Raw genomic sequence first — 21,562 nt, forward strand, 5'->3', positions numbered from 1 at the left:
ACTTAGAAAATCATAGTTACGCAACCAGATGATAATAACTAAACTGCATTTTTAGTGATATCGCTGATGGCTTCGAATCTTGTTTTGTAGTCTTGATGATAGTTCTACAGTTTTTCCAACATAAATCACTCATAAGCTGTCTGAATTTACGATGCCTCCGCAGTGACATCCTCTCCCCATCCTCCTCCTAGTGATTTATAAAGGTTCAGTAGCATTTGTGCTCGAGCAAGCTGCGAGTAAATCAAGTTTTCTTGTATTTGTTCCGAGTCGAGCTGCGCTGTCAGAGCTTCATCTAACGTTTGATAGCCATAACGAAACAGCTTTTCGGCATCGCTGGCACGCTTGGCAGACTGCTGATAGGCCGTATTCAGCAATTTTTGTTGCTGCTGTAGAGCCTGATGTGCCTGATAGGTATTATCCACCTCACCAAGCGCACGCAGTAGCCTTCGATCATACTGTAGCAGCGCCGTTTGCAATCGAGCGTCTGCGCTGTCAATATTGGCCTTAATCCGACCGTTTGTAAAAATAGGAACCTGTATACCCACACTCAATATACTTCCCCAACCTTTCAAATCTGGCACATCACTGTCAACGTTAATACGCCCGCCTTGACCTAAAAAACGAATGGAGAAACGTGGCAGTAGATCAGCTTTGGCACTTGCCAGTTTGGCAGAATAGGCATTGACTTGTGCGCCATAGGCACGCAGATCTGGACGACGTTCTAGCAACCCTTGGGGCGTTTGGCCACTGGGCGCACTCGGTTGATGATTGAGGATGTCTACAGTCGTAGAAGGTAGCTCAAAACCTTGCGGTACTTGCCCGATAAGTACGGCTATGCTACGTACGTGCATTGCATACTCTGCATTGATTGTGCTTTTCTTCGCACGCATAGCATTGAGTTTACTTTGGACATTATTAACTTCATACATGGTGACTTGACCCGCTTGAAAACGCCCTTTTATATATCGCTCAAAGCGCGTCAATATCTCTACATTACGAGCGGTAATGACTTCACGCTGCTGGGCGGCACGGGCTTGAAAATAGTGATCAGCAATTTGATCTGCCAGTAGCATTTGCGCGCCATATACTTTTTCTTGTACACCCAACGCCGCATAACGGGCGGCATCAGCATCACTTTGTTTTCTGCCAAATATATCTGGCTCCCACGCAGCAGAGAATCCCGCATTAGCATGACTGCTGTCTATATCTTGGTGCGTCTCTAGCAGCGCTGTACTAGCACCCAATAGACGACTGAGGTTGTCATTTGCAGACAGATGAGCCGAACCATTTATAATGCCCGCTGAAGCATTGACGCCAGCTTGTGGCCCAAGATCAGCAGTGGCAAGACGACTGATTGCCACTGCTTCTGCAAAACGACTTTCAGCGATGCGGATATCGGGGCTGTCTTGTAAGCCTTGCTCTATTAGGCGACTTAATAGCGGATCTTGCCATTGTCGCCACCAGTGGCTAATTTCTGGACTGCCCTTCGCCGCTTTGTTTTCGTCAAATGTCGTCGGAATAGAAATGTCACTTTGGTGAACAACCTGTGTGCTTTGGCAGGCGCTTAAGATCAAGACCAATGCTCCCAAACTCACAATTTTGGATAATGGAAACATGCGTTTCTTCTCCTTATATTCTCTATCATTATTTTTAATTCAGTGCCATGGTCGAATATCAAACACGCCCTAGGACGTTTGCTAGGACCTATCCTAAGATGTCGTTACATGTATGACTGGCTTTTATTGAGCCAAATTGGGCCAGTCTGTTTTGCACATTATCCTAGCTTTTCAAGCATCGCTTTAAATCGTACTAAAGCAAAAATAAGAAACACGACGCCGATACCTGTCATGACTAATAGCTCAGGCCAAACAATGTCCAAGCCAGCATTACGGAATAAAACATTTTGAGTAAAGCTGACAAACTGAGTCGTGGGCCAATACTCGCTTATCATTTGTGCCGCTTCGGGCATATTGCTGCGTGGCGCTATAGAGCCAGATAAGAGTAACGATACGACTAAGACGGGCAACATCAATAAGGCAAACTGCGGCATACTCGGCGCCATGGTTGATAGCATAATGCCGAGAGAAGATATGGAGAACAGATACACGACCACACCACTACCGAATAAAAGCAGCGACCCGTTAATGGGAATGCCGAGCAGATACTGGACCACAAAAACCATCGATAACATGGAGGCACATAAAATCACCAAGCTATTGGCAAGTATTTTTGAAATCACGATTTCTGTTGTATTGACTGGCATCACCAAGAGATGCTCGATGGTGCCACGTTCGCGTTCACGGATAACAGCGGCACCGGACAACCCTATTGCCAAGAGCGCAATCATATTGCAGACTTCCATAACTGGTGTGTACCAGTAGCTGTCTCCGTTTGGGTTAAATATCATGTTCAGTACTGGCTTGACCAATAACGGTGGATCGGCTTGTTTTAAAAAATTACTCACTTCCTGATTAAATATTTGGAGAATATAGGCTTGCCCAATACCTGCTTGAGTCATGGTGGTCGCATCAATTAACAGCTGAACTTGCGGTTTTCGTCCAGCCAGCACATCTCGTTCAAACCCAGGGGGAAATTCCAGCACAAAAATAAGCTTGCTCTTGTCCATCAACTCATCGACATCTTCGCGTTTCACATCGACAGGAGGCAGAAAGTAAGGTTGTTGTAGAGCATCTCGAATTTGTCTGGTCAGGGCTGTACGGTCTAAATCTATAATACCGACAGGCGCATTGCGTACATCCGTATTGATGCCTTCTGCCACAGTATAAATAGTGACAGAGAACACGAAGCCAATCATGAGAAACAGTATCTTGTCTCCAAACAGACTGCGCAATTCTTTGATGGTCAACGTCCAGATATTTTTAAAAGTCTGCACTTATACCTCCTGCTTTTTCAGGAAAATAGAAGCAAATGTGATAAATGCCAAGGCAAAAGCGGTCAAAACCATGTACTCCGTCAAAAAACTGGACCAACTCAGTCCTTTAGTAAACCCGCCAATACTGATACGCTGATACCAAGATGCGGGGAACCCGACCCCAATGGCATAAGCAATGCCGTCCATACTAGAGAGCGGATACAACAACCCAGAGTAGTTAATGGTGGGTATCAGAGTGACGATGGCGGTGACAAACAAGGCGGCAACCTGTGTGCGAACCAAACTAGACACAAGCAGCCCCAGTCCTGTAGACACATAGACCAACAGCAATGCGCCAAAAGACATCGCCAAAAAAGAGCCTTTTATAGGCACTTTGAACCAAAATATGGCCATGAGTACAAGTATGAGATAATTGATCAGTCCCAGAACGACATAAGGTAGCTGTTTTCCCAGTAGGTATTGAGGCACACTGGCTGGTGATGTGTAGAGATTTGATATCGAGCCAACTTCGCGCTCACGCACCACTCCCAGCGTGGTCATCATTGCTGGAATCAACATGAGTATCATCATTAGCACACTGGGAATGACCGCGTTCACACTTTTGAAGTCTTGGTTATACATAAAGCGTGGAACCACTTCAGCGGCAGGGTCTAAATCGATAGGCAAGCCAGTATCTTGAAGAAGGTCTGTGATATATATCGTCATAACCCCCCCTACATAGCCCTCAATATTGGCCGCATTGAATGGCACTGTCCCATCAATATAAAAGCTCGCTTCTGGTTGTCTACTGGCCAATAAATCACGTCCATAATCCACTGGAATATCAATAACCAATTGCGTCTCAGAGCTTCTAAGCGCGTATTCAGCGGCCTTTATGGAGTCTACGGGTGACGTAGATGTAAAATATTCTGAGCCCGAAAAGTACTCCGTCAACTGTCGACTTTGTGCAGAGTGATCTTGATCGAGTATCGTATACGGTAGATCATGCACATCAAAAGAGATACTCCAACCGGTCATGACCATCAAAATAATGGGCCCAACGATAGCAAAAAACAGCCTGATTTTATCGCGTAATAGCTCTTTAAATTCGCGCGTGGCAAATGTCCACACAGTGGTAAACCAATACTTAAGCGTGTCGGTTTTGTCGGTTTGACTATCAGGTTCAGACGCTATGATCGCTGATTCTGCTGGTGTATTTTCAGTCGTGTCGTTTTGGCTGGTGGGTTCAGTGTCATTTTTTTCATCTTCGAGCAGATACTCTACAAAAGCTTCTTCGAGATCTTCCGCTTGTTTATTATGTGTCAGCTCTGTCGGTGTACCAACGACCAGCACGCGACCACGATGCATAAAAGAGATACGATCGCATCGGCTGGCTTCATTCATAAAATGAGTAGAAATAAATATCGTGATTTTATCTTCTCGTGAAAGCGTCAATAGCTGTCGCCAAAACATATCACGAGCACCAGGATCGACGCCTGAGGTTGGCTCATCCAGAATCAATACTTCCGGATGATGCAAACAAGCCGCTGCCAGCTGTAATCTTTGGCGGATACCCAGTGACAATGAGGCTGGCGCTGTATCCGCCACGGTACTGAGGTCAAATTTATCTAATGCATCCTTTACGGCCTGCTGTCCACGCTCTCCTTCTATTTGATAAAGGGTTGCATGCAGCTCTAAGTTTTGACGTACGCTCAACTCTTCATAAAGCGAGAAAGACTGCGACATATAGCCGACGCGCATTTTTGTCGCTATGTCATTTGCATCGATAGATTGACCCAGTAATTTGGCTGAACCCTCTGTTTTATCAATCAATCCAGTCAGCATTTTCATCGTGGTCGATTTGCCACAACCGTTAGAGCCTAAAAAACCAAAAATCTCACCTTTCTCAATACGAAAGCTGACATTATCAACTGCTGTAAAGTCTCCAAAACGCTTGGTTAGGTTTTTTGCCTCAATAGCGGGCGGTGCATCAGGATCAGGGACAAATGGCGTGATAACCAACGCGCCTGCATTCGTTTGTTTCTCTGGTGGCAATAACTTGATGTAGGCCTCTTCAAGTGATGTGACATTCAGCTCTGTCATGACGGTTTGCGTCCGCTGATTGGCTAAGAGCTTGCCATCATCCATCGCTAGCAGGTATTCAAAATTTTTGGCTTCATCAATATAGGCTGTCGACACGATGACCGTCATCTCTTGACGTTCAGCTTGTAACGAGGCCACTAATGACCAGAATTGACGGCGTGATAAAGGGTCTACCCCTGTGGTTGGCTCATCCAGAATCAGTAAGTCAGGATTGTGCACCAATGCACAGCATAAGCTCAGTTTTTGCTTCATTCCGCCCGATAGCTTGCCAGCCGCACGATCAGGAAACGGTGCTAGCCCAGTTGCCTCAAGTAAACGGGCTATTCGTACATGGCGCTCATGTGCATTCAATCCAAACAGTCGCGCATGAAATTCCACGTTCTCATATACCGACAGGGTTGGATAAAGATTATGCCCTAAGCCTTGTGGCATAAAGGCGATATGTTTTGACAGCGCCTCACGTGCAGATTTTTTTGCCATATCCTTACCGAATACTTGCACAGAGCCATTTTGAATGACCTTGACCCCTGCAATAAGAGACAACAACGTTGATTTCCCAACACCATCAGGACCAATTAGCCCAACGGTGCTTCCTTGTAAGATATTTAGGGAAATATTATCAAGAGCAACCGTTTTGCCATATGTATGCGAAACAGTGTTAATTTCAACGGCGGTATGTTGGCTATCCATACGTTATCTCACAGTTTGTATCGTTAATTTATTCATAAAGATAACTCTTCGGTTGTAAAACCCTCTGAATAATTTATGACCTCATTTTCTGCTGTCATACTCGAACATGAGAAACTAGGATTGGCCTTTTTTGGGAAGGTTTATAGCAAGGTTACTCGGCCATACTACGTCGGTATTGCTACGCACATAACCATTACCTGTCATGCCGCCTTTGAGTAGACCTTTGTATTCTTTGGCTATTGCCACAGGTAATTTGATACGCACTTTAAACATGAGCTTTTCGCGCTCGTTCTGTGTTTCCACTGACTTGGGCGTAAACTGTGCTTGTGATGCAATAAACGAGACTTTTGCGGGCCACACACTATCCAGACCATCCAGCACGACTCTCGCGTCATTACCGACTTGTAAGCCACTCATCTGCCCATTAGGTAAAAAAAGAGTCATAGACACATCCTCTGTATCTAGCAGGCTGACCATTTTGCTACCTGCTGCAATCACACTACCAACCTCGGCAATTCGGTATTCCACACGGCCAGCTTTAGGACTGCGTATCAACATATCGTCATTCATCGAAGCGGCAGATTTTTCTTGAGCTTTGGCCTGATTGACGCCAGCATTTGCTTCCGCTACTTGAGCATCGATTTGTTGAACAGCTGCCTGTGCTTCTGCGTACGCTGCTCTCGCCGCTTGCACGACCGCAACCGCGCCATTATATGCCGCTTGGCGTTTGGTCACCTCTGAGTCTGACACCAAATCTTCGCGGCGCATCTTGCGGGCATTATCCAACTCCATTTTGGCTATTTTTTGCTGTTCAATCTGCGCATCGATTTGGGCGTTGGCACGTGCCATTGCCTTCTCTCCTTGCTTACGACCCGCCCGTGCCTGCGACACCATTTCATGTGCGCGCTGCTCGGTTGCCTGTGCCGCCACTAACTGACTTTCGCTTTGTGAGGAAGACAGCTTCACAAGCAGCTGATCGACTTCGACATCCTCTCCTTCCGCCACCAGCATTTGCTCGACTCTACCTGGATAAAGGCTAGCAATATCAAACCGCTCAAGCTCCAATCTACCGTTTGAGCTGACTATTCCTAGCGGCAGGGCTTGTGCAAGCTGCTGCTGTTGCCAGTAATACCAACCAGCAGCGGCGGCCACGACAAGCAATAGAATCAAAACCCATGCTTTTTTCATAACGCTTCCTATATATTATTTATATGCAGAAATAAAACAAAAAATAACCAACCCATACGTCTTTTAACCGTATTAGGGCATGTCCTCAATTTAAAAATTTTAATGATTTTTAGTATAGGGCGTGTTGAGTGTAGGAAATCAGATCAAGCACACCTCGTGTCGATCACCATGACGGGCAATATTAGCGCTTTGTGAGCACAAGACACTTTTTACGCTAATGCAGGATGCTGAGTAATGTATATAAGGTGTTCGGCAATACAGTTGATTCATCGGATATTGGGCCGATTAGGACACGACCTAGTCAGAAATACCAATAAATCCATAATTTTATTGTGGTTATGGTACTCGATACCACCTCAATAAACCATCAGAAACTGAATCTATTCTCAATCATCATACGTTCCAAAAAATCTAACCTTATGAGCTTTAGCCTATCTGAGTTATAGCTTTTACAAAAAATAATGCCGTGAAAAATACCTTTGCCGTCAAATATCACGGCTGTTTAGTTGATATAGACACATAGAAATTACAAGCAAAAATCATTCATCTAGCAAATATATAATAATCCATGCTAATATTATGGGGTTTTTATATATTAAACAATGTTTTTAAATAATCTTCAAGGCTATATCTATTTTGTTGCTTTCATATATTTCTCAATTAGAGAGTAAAAGGTCGTCACCATGTCTGAAACAACGCATAATCCATCCGATAAAAATCTAAACTTTACTGCACTCATTGCCCTTGTCGTAGGCTCTATGATAGGCGGCGGTATATTCTCATTACCGCAAAACATCGCTGAAACCGCAAGCCCTGGTGCGTCCTTGATTGGTTGGATCATCACTGGCATCGGTATGCTGATGCTTGCCTTCGTGTTCCAAAATTTAGCACATCGCAAACCTGAACTTGATAGTGGGGTCTATGCCTACGCGCAGGCAGGCTTTGGTAACTATATGGGCTTCAACTCTGCATGGGGCTACTGGCTCTCTGCTTGGTTGGGCAACGTCAGTTACTACGTGCTGATATTTAGTACGCTGGGTTATTTTTTTAATGTGTTTGGAGATGGCAATACCCTAACGGCATTGGTGGGTGCCTCTGTATTATTGTGGGCATACAACTTCATGATTACCAAAGGTATCCAGACGGCTACCTCAGTCAATACGTTGATTACGATCGCCAAAGTGATACCGCTGTTCACCTTTATTGTCATTATTTTTACGGTCTTTAATATGGATCTTTTTAATAGCGACTTTTGGGGCAGAGAGACGGATCTAGGGTCAGTTCCTGATCAAGTTAAAAACATGATGATGGTGACGGTATGGGTATTTATTGGTATTGAAGGGGCCAGTGTCTATTCTGCACGCGCCAAAAAACGCTCTGATATTGGCAAAGCCACCGTATTGGGGTTCATTTTTACGTTAGTGCTATTAATGCTGGTTAACTTTTTAGCGATGGGTGTTAGATCCCTCCCTGAGCTGGCAGCGATGAAAAACCCGTCGATGGCTTATTTGCTAGAGTATGCCATTGGCCCGTGGGGCGCGACCTTTATATCAGTAGGTTTGGTCGTCTCGCTACTCGGTGGTTTATTGGCTTGGACGCTATTTTGTGCCGAAGTTTTATTTGTTGCCGCCAAAGACGAAACCATGCCGAGGTTCTTTTATAAGACAAATGCCGTTGATGTACCGGTAAATGCACTATTGGTGTCTTCTGCAGCGACACAGCTATTCTTAGTCATCACCTACTTTAGTAAAAGCACCTATAACAATATTTTTTATCTGTCCACTTCCATGATTTTGATTCCCTATTTCTTTTCTGCTGCCTATGGATTTTTGGTGGCCTATCGCAAAGAGGGCTACAAACCATCCGAAAGCGCCACAAAAGATATTATTATTGGGATAACCGCGCTGTTTTATAGTATTTGGCTGTTGTATGCCGCTGGTATTCAGTACTTTTTACTATCCGCTTTGTTGTATCTTCCTGGTGTGGTTCTCTATATAAAAGCACGCAGAGAGCACAAGCATCAGCTGTTCAATGCAGCCGAAAAAGTGGTGCTTGCAGTCATTACTGTCAGTGCCATCTATGCAGCCTATGGCCTCTACAGCGGTACGTTAAGCTTGTAGTGACCCTATTAAATAAAACGCCTTACCGTTGTAATCACCAGAAAATCCGTTCGTCGTAATCGTCACATCAGTTGCTTTTTTAGATTGTTCGTCCTCTAAACAGTGGTGAGATACTTGCACCCAAACCGCATAAGGATACAAAAATGTCTGACAAATCTTTAGGTGTTCATTCAGAAGTCGGTAAATTACACAAAGTTATGGTGTGTTCTCCAGGTCTTGCCCATCAAAGACTGACACCGCAAAACTGCGATGATTTATTGTTTGATGATGTCATGTGGGTTAGCAAGGCCAAAAGTGATCATTATGATATGGTCACAAAGATGCGAGATCGCGATATTGAGGTGGTTGAGATGCATCAACTGCTCGCACAAACCCTTGATAATAACGATGCCATGCAGTGGATTATGGATCACAAAATTACTGATAATCACGTCGGTACTTTATTGGCTGGCGAAGTTAGAGATTGGTTGACCAAACTTGAGCACAAGAAACTGTCCTCATTTTTAATTGGTGGTGTCACCACTGAAGAGTTACCGAATGATATTGGGGCGTCACTCAAAAAATTATCCGCACTGTCAGGTACGACTGAGTTTGTATTGCCACCACTGCCCAATACTCAGTTTCCTCGCGATTCTTCAAATTGGATATATGGCGGTGTGACGCTTAACCCGATGTACTGGCCCGCTCGCCAGCAAGAAACGCTTCTTATTTCTGCTATTTATAAATTTCATCCAGACTTTAAAGGCGCTGATTTCAAAATTTGGATGGATGATACTGAAGAAGATTTAAGCGGCTGTAGCTTAGAAGGTGGTGATGTCATGCCTATCGGCAACAAAACCGTGCTGATTGGTATGGGTGAGCGAACGTCACAACAAGCGATTACCAGACTGGCTAAGACTTTATTCATCGATGGTTCGGTTGACCATGTCATCGTAGCGGCCCTACCTAAGCAACGTTCTGCGATGCATTTGGACACCGTGTTTACGTTTTGCGACATTGATTTGGTCAACGTGTTTCCGGCAGTGACAGATCATATTACGACCTTTCATATCCGTCCTGACGAAAGCAAGCCACACGGTATAGATGTGCGCGAAGATGACAGGCATTTTTTGAAAGTGGTAGAAGAAGCTGCAAGGGTCAATAAATTAAGAGTGGTCGAAACAGGCGGCAATAGCTACGAAGTTGAGCGTGAGCAATGGGATGATGGTAACAATGTTCTTGCCCTTGAGCCAGGGGTTGTTATCTCTTATGACCGCAACACTTATACCAACACGTTACTGCGCAAACAAGGCATTGAAGTGATTACGATTCCAAGCTCCGAGCTGGGCCGTGGACGTGGTGGTGGTCACTGCATGACTTGCCCTATCATTCGCGATCCAACGGATTAGAGCATGTTGAATCCTACCTGCTCATAGCGGTGCCAAATACAGTAATAGTCCATCCAAAATAAACACATACTAAAAATTAAGGAACCATCATGAGTTTCAATCTTCACAACCGTGATCTACTGAGTCTTATGCATCATAGTGAACGCGAGCTTACGTATCTTTTGGATATGGCTCGTGACTTAAAAAGAGCAAAATACTCAGGCACAGAACAAAAGCATCTTTTAGGCAAAAACATTGCTCTAATCTTTGAGAAAACCTCAACCCGCACTCGTTGTGCTTTTGAAGTAGCGGCATATGACCAAGGTGCCAATGTGACATTTATTGGCCCAAACTCATCACAGATCGGCTACAAAGAAAGCATGAAAGACACCGCTCGTGTGTTGAGCCGTATGTATGATGCCATCGAGTATCGCGGATTCGGTCAAAAGATTGTCAATGAGTTAGCAGAATATGCGGATATTCCCGTCTTTAATGGCCTAACGAATGAGTTTCATCCCACACAAATGCTAGCAGACGTAATGACCATGCGTGAGCATACTGACAAATCAATCCATCAGATTAAATATGCTTATTTTGGTGACGCGCGTAATAACATGGGCCGCTCATTATATTTAATGGGCGCTAAGATGGGTATGGACGTACGCCTTTGTGCCCCTAAAGACTTATGGCCTGAAGCAGACTTTTTGGCCACTTGTGCAGACTTTGCCAAAGAATCAGGTGCGCGTCTTACCATCACCGAAGATGTAAAAACGGCGGCAAAAGACGTTGATTTCGTTCATACCGACGTATGGGTATCGATGGGTGAGCCTATTGAGAGCTGGGCGGAGCGAATCGATGCGCTAATGGCTTATCAAGTCAATATGGATCTGATAAAAGCCACTGGCAATCCAAAAGTGAAGTTTATGCATTGTTTGCCCGCTTTTCATAACTCAGATACCGAGGTTGGTAAAAAAATCACTGAAAAATACCCACAGCTCGCAGACGGTATCGAAGTGACCGAAGAGGTATTTGAATCCCCTTACAACATCGCATTTGAGCAAGCCGAAAACCGTATGCATACGATTAAAGCCGTTCTGGTCTCTGCGCTTGGTAATATCTAACATATACCGAATGTATGCCATTTGCAGCGTGGGCTACTGGGGCGTGCCCTCAATTCAATCGATAGTCATCTAAATAGGTTAAAAGTGGCTAAATCTTGCCAAACGGCGTCAAATAGCTGACTAATATCTCGATATTATCTGCGCTATTTTTCTTGTTTGACTGCCATTTATCTCATTTTTATCACTATTTTTGAAATGAAGACACGCCCTGATATGACGTTAACTGAAGACAATGCGTAGGGAAATATCATGAGGTTACTAATTGCCTTAGGTGGTAATGCTTTATTAAAACGTGGAGAGCCGTTATCTGCTCAAAACCAACGCCAAAACATCAAGACGGCCGTTGAGCAGATCAGTAAGATTACGGAGGGTAACGAGTTAGTCATTGCTCACGGTAATGGCCCTCAAGTCGGTTTGCTTGCGTTGCAAGGCGCGGCTTACACTGAAGTCGATACTTATCCATTAGACGTTTTGGGTGCAGAAACAGAAGGTATGATTGGCTACATCATCGAGCAAGAGCTTGGGAATGTCCTGCCGAGAGACTCATCCATTGCTACCCTACTCACTCAAGTAGAAGTCGACCGTAAAGACCCTGCTTTTAACAACCCAACCAAGCCTATTGGCCCTGTATACTCAAAAGAGCAAGCAGAAAAGCTAAGTGCGCAAAAAGGCTGGGTTGTTAAAGCCGATGGTCAATACTTTAGGCGAGTGGTTGCAAGCCCTAAGCCCAAAAAGATATTTGAGCTGAAACCCATACAGTGGCTGCTTGAAAAAGGCGCGATTGTGATCTGTGCAGGCGGAGGTGGTATCCCAACGGCATTTGATGAAGATGGCTGTTTGCAAGGGGTCGAGGCAGTAATCGATAAAGATTTGTGCGCATCCTTACTTGCCCGTAGCCTTGAATGTGAGTTATTGGTGATTGCCACAGATGTGGCGTATGTTTATACAGACTTTGGGACTGACAAACAACGAAGCATCTTGCAGGCGCATCCAGATGCTTTAAGTGAGCTTGATCTTCCTGCGGGCTCTATGGGACCAAAAGTTGCAGCGGCTTGCGAGTTTGCGCGTGCGACTGGAAACACCGCCATCATCGGCTCACTGACCAATATTGCTCAGACACTTGAAGTAGGTGGCGGTACTCGTGTTTCAACGGAGTATGAAGGCCTCACGTATGCCGCTGTATCTCCGAAAAACACAGCATAACTCCTCAATTTAATCTGTCGTTTTAAGATATAAAATATTTTTTGAGTCGTTCCTGAAGTAATCGGCTTAGCAGTTTGCTCAGATTTGACGGTATCTGCTAATTTTTTCTTCTCAATATCAAGGTTTTTAATTTCGATATCTATTGCCGTGGCTAGGACTGGAGATCGTTTTCTAAATCTAAGCTAGGCCTTAACACTATAAATCTCTCACACCTTTCAACAAACTACCAACGGTTGAGGTACAAACCTATAACGGCCGAAGCCATAATACTTTTGTTATTGATGTATGATTAATATCACTTTCATCAGGTTGGTTTATCTAACTTCGGTACGACCTTCAGTACGACAGTTTTTGGTAGAGTCGCGTTATTTCAATAAAGCCGTTTCATTAAGATTTTGACTAAGCACGAAGAATGAACAGTGTGATGAGACCAAGATTTTTATAAATAAAAGTCCATACACAGTTTGTGATGCTTTTGATAGCCATGTTTCCGTTGATCGCTGAGACCATATACTTCCTGAAGAATTCCTTCACATTACTATTATAACGTTGGGGTCGGTTATTGGCTTGTCTTAGCTGACAAAAACTGTATCCCCTTTCCGTAGAACGATTTCATGATTATTAATATTCATCTTTAGGAGGATGCTATGAGCACCCAAATAACAGAAAACCATACCTACATTGACGGGCATAAGATTGCATTTTTGGAACAGGGTTCAGGTAGTCCAATAATCCTGCTGCACGGGATTCCAACCAATAACCTCATGTGGCGAAATATTATTCCACAACTTGCAAAAACACATCGGGTCATCGCTCCCGACCTTCTCAACTATGGGAAATCTGCAAAACCAAAAAGCGCAGATGTGTCTATTAATGCGCAAAGCAACATGATTGTAAAACTCATGGATGTCTTAGGTGCACGGCAAGCAGATATTGTTGGGCATGATATTGGTGGAGGTGTTGCTCAGTTGATAGCTGTCAATTATCCAGAGAAAGTTCGAAAGCTTGTTTTGATAGATAGCATCTGCTTCGATTCATGGCCTATCCCAGATTTTGAGCCGCTACAGGAACCTGGTGCTGAGTCGGAGATGAGTCTAGAGGACTTTTTGAGCATGATGCGAGGCTTCCTGCCAAAAGGTGTATATGATAAGAGCGTCATGACTGATGAGCTTATTGAGATGTATCTTGAACCTTGGTCAACTGAAGATGGCAAGCATGCCTTTTTTCGCAATCTCAGACGGTTGAACAAAGAATATACTCAGGCCATTACTGACGAACTTAGCAATCTTCCGCATCAGACATTCATCATGTGGGGTGATAAAGATCCTTTCCAAAAACCGGAATATGCACCAAAGCTAGCAGAAGCGATTCCAAACGCAGAGCTTGTCTGGATTAAAGATGTCGCTCATTGGTTAATTGATGAGAAGCCTGATGAAATTGGCGAGCATATCAACCAGTTTCTAAGCTAAAGTACGATTGGCATGGTGACCCTTGTCGTCAAATCCATCCACCGTTCAAATTTATTTATTAGGCCACTACAGGATGATCATGGTATGGAAAAGTGGACTCTGACGCGTAGCGTACCATGCTCGTTGCGCTGGCTTTTTCACCGCCTATTCTGTATAACATTACTCGCTCGACCCTAACTTGAGATGTTGTTTGCCAACTATATTTAATTGATAGCAGAGAGGCTTGCTGTAAAAAATCTGATGAGTTGACTCGCATTTATCCAACCTAAATGAAGTAAGAGCAATAACAGTATGTTATTGCTCTATAAACTTTCGCTCATTAAGCACTTTTTAATTGCGCGTGAGCATCTAAAAAACACTCTGTTCCATTGCTATTAGTTGCGTCCTGCCATTACGCCACCATCAACATCCCACACAGCACCCGTTACCCAAGCCGCTTTGTCACTTAATAAAAATGCAATAGTGTTTGCCACATCTTGTGACGTACCTATACGGCCAATTGGGTGAAGGCTATTAAAGCCTTGCAGTGCATCGTTTACTTTTGCTTTCGGGATAAACCCTTCATAAATTGGCGTTTGTACAACTGCTGGCGATACCGCATTAACGCGAATATTATGGGCCGCTAATTCCATTGCTAAATGCTGAGTTAGCACATGTAAGCCCGCTTTTGCCATTGAATACGCTGAAGATGGTGTAGCGGCAATGGCTTGCTTGCCCCACATAGACCCTATATTTACAATGGCGCCAGAGCGTTTTTCTGATATTAAATTAGCGGCTACTTTTTGAGTAATAAAAAATAATGCGCGGTTAATTTGCATGTACTTATCGTAATCAGCTGCTTCGTGCTCTAAAAATGGCTTAGGGGCAAAAACACCAGCGGCATTAACCAGTAAGTCTACGTCTGCGTGATCTTGCGAAATAGTGTTAATTAAGTTTTGCACGCTTTCATCGCTCGTTAAATCGGCTGTTAAAACCTCTACAATACCTAAAGCTGATAGTTGCTCTTTTGCCGCTTGGGCTTTTTCTTTACGGTGGCCGACGATAACGGCTTGTCCGCCTTGCTCTAAGATTAAACGAGCCGTTTCAAATCCCATTCCGCTAGTGCCACCAATAACGAGTAATTTTTTACCTGAAAATTGCTCAGTCATCATTATTTCTCCAAGCGCCCATTCGCGCTGCATTAGTTGTATCAATAAAACAAAATATCAAATTGCCTTTCAAGCAGTTGACGAGTTGTTTGGCTTAGGAGGTATTTTTAACTTATTTACTTTGTTTAACAAACGAGATAATCTGAGCCGTTAATAAAGAAAAAGTTTACCGTATGAAATCACCTATACATCTCAATGCATTAAAAGCTTTTGAAGCCAGTGCACGACATCAGAGTTTTTCAGCGGCTGCTAACGAGCTAAACGTAACCCCCGCAGCGGTTGGGCAACTGGTAAAGACATTAGAAGAGTGGCTCGATACGCCGCTGTTTCACAGAATGAGCTCTGGTAAAACACGGCTTATAACGACCGAAACTGCGCAAAGTGCCCTGCCATTGATACAAGAAGGATTTGATAAATTAGCCCAAGGGCTAGATATTTTAAAAGACAATGCCATAAGCGGCGTATTAACGGTTGCAGTAAGCCCTGCCTTTGCCGCTAAGTGGTTATTGCCTAGGCTTCATCACTTTCAAGCCATTTGTACGCAAACCAATGTAAATTTAAATACAAATTTAAAACCGGTTGATTTTGCTTCTCAGCGTATAGATATAGGCATACGCTTTGGTATAGGTAATTGGCAAGGCTTGGGCGCAGAAAAACTAATGGATGAAGAAGTATACCCAGTATGCTCACCTACACTTCTAGAAGATCCAACCCGCTTCACCACGACTGACAAACTATTGAACGAAACCCTGATACACGATCAATCAATGGATGCCCATACCAGTTTTCCGTCGTGGTCATCATGGTTAAAAAAAGCCGGTGTTACAGGTCCTCTGATCACTAAAAGCATTCAAATCAATAACTCTGCTGCCGTACTACAATCAGCAATTGACGGCCACGGCGTAGCATTAGCGCGCAGTGTAATGGCTAAAGATGACCTAGCCGCTGGGCGCTTAGTTAGGTTGTTTCCTGATATTTATTTTGAATCGCCTTTGGCGTATTATGTTATTTACCGTCCCGAATGCGCGGCGCTGCCAAGAGTACAAGCATTTAAAAACTGGCTTTTCAAAGAGGTAGAAAATCAAGCTTTTAAAAGTGAGTAATATTTTTATAAAAATACGCTCCAATAAAGAAGATATTTATCAGAGTAAAAGATAACCTCTGTGGTTAAACACGTTGACTCCCCGTAAGCTTTCACTCCAAGTTAGCGACTTTATTTAATAAGGTAGCGTTTAATTTTGCATCTCTATAACAATTGACCACCACCAGGTTTCTTAAATGGAGTGAAGGTTTGTTCATGTAACTTTGCAATACTTTGATAGCCAATGCCTGCTAATAGATTAGTGTCACCAGAAAGCCCATCAAGACAAATGCGGTTTAGCTTTCAGCATCAGACTGCATAACTAAAATCTCCCAAGTTTACCTGTACGGATTTGACAGCAGGGGGCAGGTTTTAATTTTACTACTTTTCGCCCTTGGCAGTACGCTGCTCAATCGACAGTCGTACTCTTGCTCCAATAGTTTTGAAAGGATCGGGGGGCACCCAGCTTGGATTGGAGTTATTTAAAATAAAGTCTAAATCCTCGCTTTTATTACCCTTAATCATCTCTGCCATGTAATAACCAAGATAAGTACCTTTTGCTATACCCACACCATTCATTGCAGCTATTGCATAAACCCCTGGGTAAGACTCACTAAAAACAGGTTCATGATTCATAGTCATACACAACATTCCTCCCCAACTGTATTCAAAGGGAATAGCGTCCAAAGAAGGGAAACGTGCCATAAAAGAGCTGCGGTGATGTACTTTAGCTTCATCAATCATTTTTTGATTACTGAGCAAATCAGGTAAAACATCAAATGAATTACGAATCAGTATTCGGTTGTCAGATGTAAAACGAACCGTTGTACCAGCTGGGTGGGCAGAAGTAACTCCCCATGGAGAAACTTTCTTAAATTTATGAAGTGCATCCTCATTTAGTGGTTTGGTTAAGCTAGCGTAGGTAAAAACAGGTGCTAATTTATTTTTGCAGCCACCGAACTCTTCCGTGAATGAATTAGTTGCCAATATAATTGTATTAGCAGTCAATACACCATTATCAAAATAGAGTTTTTTTAGATTAAAATCGACTGATGTAACTTTTGATTTTTCAAAAATTTCCACATTGTTAGGTAAGTTTTTAGCAACAGAAACCACTAACGCAGCCGGATTAACTAAGACATTACCATTTGTATAAACAGCTTTTTTATAGTATCCAGTTCCGAGACGAGATGCTAAGTCGGCCCCTTCTACAATTTCGTAATCTGAATTAATCGAATCTAATGTTTTTGTGAAAGAATCCAAATTTTTAAAGTGTTTTTCTTCATGAGCAGCCATATATTTACCAACTTGATTCCAGTAAACATTATCTCCTTGCTCTTGTCGAATTCTATCCAATCTTGATATAGCAAAACAATTCAGTTCCCGAATATGAGTATCGGCAAGTACACTCGACTCACTCGAATCTAAATTATGAGGAAGATCAATAATAAATCCAGCATTTCGTCCAGAAGTCCCCTGACCTACCATTAACGCATCTACAACTGCTATTTTAGAATCAGGCTCAAGTTCTGCTAAACGGCCGGCTGTTGATAACCCGGTAAAACCTGCTCCAACAACAATATAATCAAAGTACTGATTTTTAGTGACCTGCTTAACAGGATGAGTTCGTCGGACTGGCATGCTCTCGTACCACCCCAGTGAACCATCCACTGCAGGAAATCGTTTTAATGTTTTCATCTATTCACTCCAGAATAAGTATTTAGAGTGATATTAGAGAGTCTCTCTCTATGTAACAAACGAATATTTCGAACACACCCATGCCAATTTGGAATCGCACTAAAATCTAGCAAACGGTAAAACAATAAAAATACTGTTTATATCGGCAAGCTAGCACACAAGTAGGCTATGATGAATTGCTGGAAAAACTATCCAATGTTATCGCATCCCCTTGAGATTCTGATACGTCTTCTAATAGCCAATCGCGGAATATCTTAGCTGCATCAGATAACTCTCTTGACTTCCTATAAACCAGAAAGTCAGCCATATTTGGTGCATAAAATGCATCACTGACACGTTTCAATTCATGTCTATCCAGCATTTGTTCGGTCATGAACTCCCATCCAAGCCCGATGCCCATGCCCTGCCTAGAGGCTTCTAAAGCAAGGGTTACCTGATTGAAAAGCTGCGCATTACTCGGAATCTTAAATTCAATGCCGAAACTGGCAAACCAATCAATCCAGGTGGGCCACTTCCAATCCGAAGGATCGAGGTGAATCAATTTTTGGTCCAGAATCTCCTCGGGAGTCAATAGTTTATCTATAGGGTATTCGTATTGGCATATCGGATAGATCCTTTCAAAAAATAGAAGATGACTATGAAAATCAGCCTTCCAATCATCAGTGCCATTTAAAATCCCCAGATCAAATTGGGTGCAGGTAGCTTCGGTGATGGCATTAGATGCATAAATGTTGATAGCAATATCTGGATGCTTTAGATTAAAGCGAGTTATTCTAGGGAATAACCAGTAGTGAGACACTGCCTGAGTACAGGTAATAGTAACTGTATTGGTATCAGCATATCTTTTTATTCTATTAATACTTTCATACATTTGATGCAGAACACTTTTCGTTTCATTGTAAAACTCCTCCCCAGCTTCAGTCAGGATCAACTGTCTTGGTTCCCTAGCAAATAATTCAAAGCCTAAACTCTCTTCTAAAAGTCCAATCTTTTTACTAACCGCGCTCTGCGTAACACAGAGCTCTTTAGCGGCTTTAGTAAAACTCCCCAACCTAGCTGAAGCTTCAAAAAAGACTAAAGAACTCATAAATGGAAGAGATTTCCTCATACAGCACTCCAGTACCTATGACCATTATTTTCTTTTTCGATCTTAACTCAATTTTAATAATTAGGAAACTAACGCCATTCCAATTTGGAATCAATTTGTGCCATTAAATCCTCTGTACTGCTTATGTTCTTTAAGTTGTGAATAATAAATATGCTGTAATAATTCTAAAAAAACATTTTAAAGATTGTTAATATCCAATCAATTTATTAGTTTTTTAACCTATGCTGTCAAACCTGTAAAAATTCATTTGGTAGATTTTAGTTATGCAGCCTAATGCTGAAAACACAAAAAAAGCCTTTCAAGCTTTATACTTCATAGCTTGAAAGGCTTTTTCGATCACATGTTTTTATCTAGGTGAGGCGCTTATGGGTTTGAATAAGGTATTATCAACACCGCTTGATATTTATCATTTCAATATGCGGGTATTCACCACTTTTCTTAACGCCGATTTGTCAAAACCACTCCAGTTATCACCAGCGCGCCACCGAGTAACATCGAAGAGGATATCTGCTCATTGAGTAGCAAAGCGCCGAGCAACACACCAAATAACGGAACAAAGTTAGTAAAAACTGACGTTTGCGCCGCGCCAATCGTTTTGATTCCTTGGTAATACCAAATAAAAGGAATAACGGTTCCAAATACCGCCAAATAGCCAATAGCGGCACCGATCTTCCAGTTTAACTCAGGTAGCACCTGCACGTTTGGATTGAACAACCATACCATTAACAACAATAGCAATCCCCAAATAGCGGCATAAGTCGTTGACACTAAAGGTGATAAACCAAGCAACGCTTTCCGTCCCACGACGGTATAGATAGCCCAACTGATTACCGCGCAGAGCATTGACAATTCACCACGGCCAAAAGCCTGACCACTGTCTTGGATCACGGTAAGTAGATGACCATTACTGATCACGGTTAGTGCGCCCAATACCGCCAAAGAGATCCCAAGCAACATCTGCAATGAAAATTTTTCTCGATATAAAAGGGAAACTAGTACCGCCGTCGCGATAGGATTAAATGCAACAAATAGAGCTGTACGGGAGGCTGGCATTTCAGAGAGCGCCGTAAAAAAGAACAGATTATAGGTAAATATTCCAGTAAGGCCGAGAGCGAAGGTGATCGCGACCTGCCTGAGCGATAGCTTTGGTAGCCTACCTTCTAATTTTATAGTGAGTAAAATGAGTATAAATACTGCCAGACCAAAGCGGCCTATCGCTGACATTAAAGGTGAAAGCGATTCCGTCAGTAAACGCCCTGCGATAAAAGTCCCGCCCCACAGTAAGGCGACTAAGATAAGTTTGAAATAGATTGGCCAGATAGAGGGTAAAGCCAAGTCGTTAGAGGTATTGCTAATTGGTTGCATGATGTCTCTCAATATAAGAGTTAACCTGATATGTGCTATAGTATTTCACTAATGTTAAGTCATAGTAAAATGAGCAAAAGATCATGACGTTTAGCCAACTTGAAATATTTGTGGTCGTTGCAGAGCTGTGCGGATTTACCTTGGCAGCCCAACAGTTAGGTATTAGTCAGTCAGCTGTTTCGCACGCACTGAAAAAACTCGAGGAGGACTTAGGAGTCAGTCTTATCGAGCGTAATAAGTCACAGGCAGAATTGACTGTCGCTGGCACTCGATTACTACCCCGCGCTCGAGAAATACTGGGGTTGTCTGAGACCATACGCCAAGAAGCTGCTGATATTAAGGGGTTGCAGCTGGGTAGTCTGCGTATTGGTTCTTTCGGTCCCACTTCCTCTTTGCGCTTACTTCCTGATATCCTAGATAGTTACCGTAAGCAATTTCCCAATATCGAGGTGCGTGTTGATGAAGGAAATGACCAACAGGTCGTGCAATGGTTACAAGAGCGACGTGTTGATGTTGGCTTTGTAGTGCTTCCAGATGAGAATTTTGATACTTTTGCATTGATTGAAGATCAAATGGTTGCCCTTATTCCCAAAACACATTCATTGGCAAATAAAGATAAAATTGTACTTCAAGATTTATGTCAGGTTCCTTTTATTCTGACCGAAGCAGGTTCAGCGCAACTTATTTCCAAGCTATTTGCAGCCGAGGATCTGATCCCTGATATTCGCTACAGGACAACACAACTGATGACGACAATTACCTTGGTTTCAAAAGGTGAAGGCGTTGCCCTCGTTGCTGAATTAGCACTCCCTCAAGCGTTACCAACCGATGGCTATGTGGTTCGACAACTAGCGCCGCAATACAAACGAACGATTGGTTTAGCACTCCACAGTAAACGCCAAGCCTCTCCTGCTGCACAGGCATTCATAAAAATGGCCGGACAATTATTAAAAAAGGGAAAACTGACACATTAAGACGAGAATACAGCGGCTATGTGAAAATCGGGGTTTTAGTTGATTTTAATTTAAT

At 43.1% G+C, this 21,562-nt stretch carries 16 protein-coding genes; 7 read left to right on the top strand and 9 right to left on the bottom strand.

Annotated elements, in window-relative coordinates; all coding sequences use genetic code 11:
* Positions 1–146: 146 nt before the first annotated feature.
* The 4 genes from ACZW67_RS10710 to ACZW67_RS10725 all read right to left on the bottom strand — a co-directional run bounded on the left by ACZW67_RS10710 (position 147) and on the right by ACZW67_RS10725 (position 6,853).
* On the bottom strand, positions 147–1,616 hold the full coding sequence (locus ACZW67_RS10710) for an efflux transporter outer membrane subunit (RefSeq protein WP_465183236.1): 1,470 nt from the start codon (positions 1,614–1,616) through the stop codon (positions 147–149).
* A gap of 158 nt (positions 1,617–1,774) precedes the next feature.
* Positions 1,775–2,893, bottom strand: coding sequence for an ABC transporter permease (locus ACZW67_RS10715; protein ID WP_290161490.1), 1,119 nt, complete (start codon positions 2,891–2,893; stop codon positions 1,775–1,777).
* Complete coding sequence (gene rbbA, locus ACZW67_RS10720; RefSeq protein ID WP_465183237.1) at positions 2,894–5,665, bottom strand: ribosome-associated ATPase/putative transporter RbbA; 2,772 nt, start codon at positions 5,663–5,665, stop codon at positions 2,894–2,896.
* A gap of 114 nt (positions 5,666–5,779) precedes the next feature.
* Complete coding sequence (locus tag ACZW67_RS10725; RefSeq protein WP_465183238.1) at positions 5,780–6,853, bottom strand: HlyD family secretion protein; 1,074 nt, start codon at positions 6,851–6,853, stop codon at positions 5,780–5,782.
* 683 nt (positions 6,854–7,536) lie between these two features.
* On the opposite strand from ACZW67_RS10725, the gene arcD reads away from it, so the two are divergent.
* The 5 genes from arcD to ACZW67_RS10750 all read left to right on the top strand — a co-directional run bounded on the left by arcD (position 7,537) and on the right by ACZW67_RS10750 (position 14,133).
* On the top strand, positions 7,537–8,973 hold the full coding sequence (gene arcD, locus ACZW67_RS10730; RefSeq protein ID WP_465183239.1) for an arginine-ornithine antiporter: 1,437 nt from the start codon (positions 7,537–7,539) through the stop codon (positions 8,971–8,973).
* Between the two features lie 143 nt (positions 8,974–9,116).
* Positions 9,117–10,361, top strand: a complete 1,245-nt coding sequence (gene arcA / locus ACZW67_RS10735) for an arginine deiminase (RefSeq protein ID WP_465183240.1) — start codon at positions 9,117–9,119, stop codon at positions 10,359–10,361.
* 89 nt (positions 10,362–10,450) lie between these two features.
* On the top strand, positions 10,451–11,461 hold the full coding sequence (locus ACZW67_RS10740) for an ornithine carbamoyltransferase (RefSeq protein ID WP_465183241.1): 1,011 nt from the start codon (positions 10,451–10,453) through the stop codon (positions 11,459–11,461).
* A 249-nt stretch (positions 11,462–11,710) separates the two neighbouring features.
* A complete protein-coding gene (gene arcC, locus ACZW67_RS10745; protein ID WP_465183242.1) occupies positions 11,711–12,664 on the top strand; it encodes a carbamate kinase in 954 nt (317 codons plus the stop codon).
* A gap of 647 nt (positions 12,665–13,311) precedes the next feature.
* A complete protein-coding gene (locus tag ACZW67_RS10750) occupies positions 13,312–14,133 on the top strand; it encodes an alpha/beta fold hydrolase (RefSeq protein ID WP_465183243.1) in 822 nt (273 codons plus the stop codon).
* A 58-nt stretch (positions 14,134–14,191) separates the two neighbouring features.
* On the opposite strand, the gene ACZW67_RS10755 is transcribed toward ACZW67_RS10750, so the two are convergent.
* Positions 14,192–14,389 carry a cupin domain-containing protein gene (locus tag ACZW67_RS10755; RefSeq protein WP_465183244.1) on the bottom strand — a complete coding sequence of 66 codons (198 nt, stop codon included), beginning with the start codon at positions 14,387–14,389 and terminating at the stop codon, positions 14,192–14,194.
* A 118-nt stretch (positions 14,390–14,507) separates the two neighbouring features.
* Positions 14,508–15,284: an SDR family NAD(P)-dependent oxidoreductase gene (locus ACZW67_RS10760; protein ID WP_465183245.1), complete on the bottom strand. Its 777-nt coding sequence runs from the start codon at positions 15,282–15,284 to the stop codon at positions 14,508–14,510.
* Between the two features lie 170 nt (positions 15,285–15,454).
* Here ACZW67_RS10760 and gcvA point away from each other — a divergent pair, with 170 nt between their 5' ends.
* A complete protein-coding gene (gene gcvA / locus ACZW67_RS10765; protein WP_465183246.1) occupies positions 15,455–16,384 on the top strand; it encodes a transcriptional regulator GcvA in 930 nt (309 codons plus the stop codon).
* A gap of 359 nt (positions 16,385–16,743) precedes the next feature.
* Here gcvA and ACZW67_RS10770 read toward each other — a convergent pair whose 3' ends face one another.
* The 3 genes from ACZW67_RS10770 to ACZW67_RS10780 all read right to left on the bottom strand — a co-directional run bounded on the left by ACZW67_RS10770 (position 16,744) and on the right by ACZW67_RS10780 (position 20,533).
* Entirely contained in the window at positions 16,744–18,060 is a 1,317-nt protein-coding gene (locus ACZW67_RS10770) for an NAD(P)/FAD-dependent oxidoreductase (protein WP_465183247.1), read from the bottom strand.
* A gap of 166 nt (positions 18,061–18,226) precedes the next feature.
* Entirely contained in the window at positions 18,227–19,168 is a 942-nt protein-coding gene (locus ACZW67_RS10775; RefSeq protein ID WP_197102675.1) for a LysR family transcriptional regulator, read from the bottom strand.
* A 438-nt stretch (positions 19,169–19,606) separates the two neighbouring features.
* Positions 19,607–20,533: a DMT family transporter gene (locus ACZW67_RS10780; RefSeq protein ID WP_465183248.1), complete on the bottom strand. Its 927-nt coding sequence runs from the start codon at positions 20,531–20,533 to the stop codon at positions 19,607–19,609.
* A gap of 83 nt (positions 20,534–20,616) precedes the next feature.
* Here ACZW67_RS10780 and ACZW67_RS10785 point away from each other — a divergent pair, with 83 nt between their 5' ends.
* Positions 20,617–21,507, top strand: coding sequence for a LysR family transcriptional regulator (locus ACZW67_RS10785; protein ID WP_465183249.1), 891 nt, complete (start codon positions 20,617–20,619; stop codon positions 21,505–21,507).
* Positions 21,508–21,562 lie beyond the last annotated feature (55 nt).

It is taken from the genome of Psychrobacter sp. TPE 89C, assembly GCF_055522395.1.

What these genes read in the sequence shown, in the direction of transcription:
- ACZW67_RS10710 (WP_465183236.1), bottom strand. Translation starts at nt 1,616, where the DNA reads ATGTTTCCATTATCCAAAATTGTGAGTTTGGGAGCATTGGTCTTGATC.
- rbbA (WP_465183237.1), bottom strand. Translation starts at nt 5,665, where the DNA reads ATGGATAGCCAACATACCGCCGTTGAAATTAACACTGTTTCGCATACA.
- ACZW67_RS10725 (WP_465183238.1), bottom strand. Translation starts at nt 6,853, where the DNA reads ATGAAAAAAGCATGGGTTTTGATTCTATTGCTTGTCGTGGCCGCCGCT.
- arcD (WP_465183239.1), top strand. Translation starts at nt 7,537, where the DNA reads ATGTCTGAAACAACGCATAATCCATCCGATAAAAATCTAAACTTTACT.
- arcA (WP_465183240.1), top strand. Translation starts at nt 9,117, where the DNA reads ATGTCTGACAAATCTTTAGGTGTTCATTCAGAAGTCGGTAAATTACAC.
- ACZW67_RS10740 (WP_465183241.1), top strand. Translation starts at nt 10,451, where the DNA reads ATGAGTTTCAATCTTCACAACCGTGATCTACTGAGTCTTATGCATCAT.
- arcC (WP_465183242.1), top strand. Translation starts at nt 11,711, where the DNA reads ATGAGGTTACTAATTGCCTTAGGTGGTAATGCTTTATTAAAACGTGGA.
- ACZW67_RS10750 (WP_465183243.1), top strand. Translation starts at nt 13,312, where the DNA reads ATGAGCACCCAAATAACAGAAAACCATACCTACATTGACGGGCATAAG.
- ACZW67_RS10755 (WP_465183244.1), bottom strand. Translation starts at nt 14,389, where the DNA reads ATGCGAGTCAACTCATCAGATTTTTTACAGCAAGCCTCTCTGCTATCA.
- ACZW67_RS10760 (WP_465183245.1), bottom strand. Translation starts at nt 15,284, where the DNA reads ATGATGACTGAGCAATTTTCAGGTAAAAAATTACTCGTTATTGGTGGC.
- gcvA (WP_465183246.1), top strand. Translation starts at nt 15,455, where the DNA reads ATGAAATCACCTATACATCTCAATGCATTAAAAGCTTTTGAAGCCAGT.
- ACZW67_RS10770 (WP_465183247.1), bottom strand. Translation starts at nt 18,060, where the DNA reads ATGAAAACATTAAAACGATTTCCTGCAGTGGATGGTTCACTGGGGTGG.
- ACZW67_RS10775 (WP_197102675.1), bottom strand. Translation starts at nt 19,168, where the DNA reads ATGAGGAAATCTCTTCCATTTATGAGTTCTTTAGTCTTTTTTGAAGCT.
- ACZW67_RS10780 (WP_465183248.1), bottom strand. Translation starts at nt 20,533, where the DNA reads ATGCAACCAATTAGCAATACCTCTAACGACTTGGCTTTACCCTCTATC.
- ACZW67_RS10785 (WP_465183249.1), top strand. Translation starts at nt 20,617, where the DNA reads ATGACGTTTAGCCAACTTGAAATATTTGTGGTCGTTGCAGAGCTGTGC.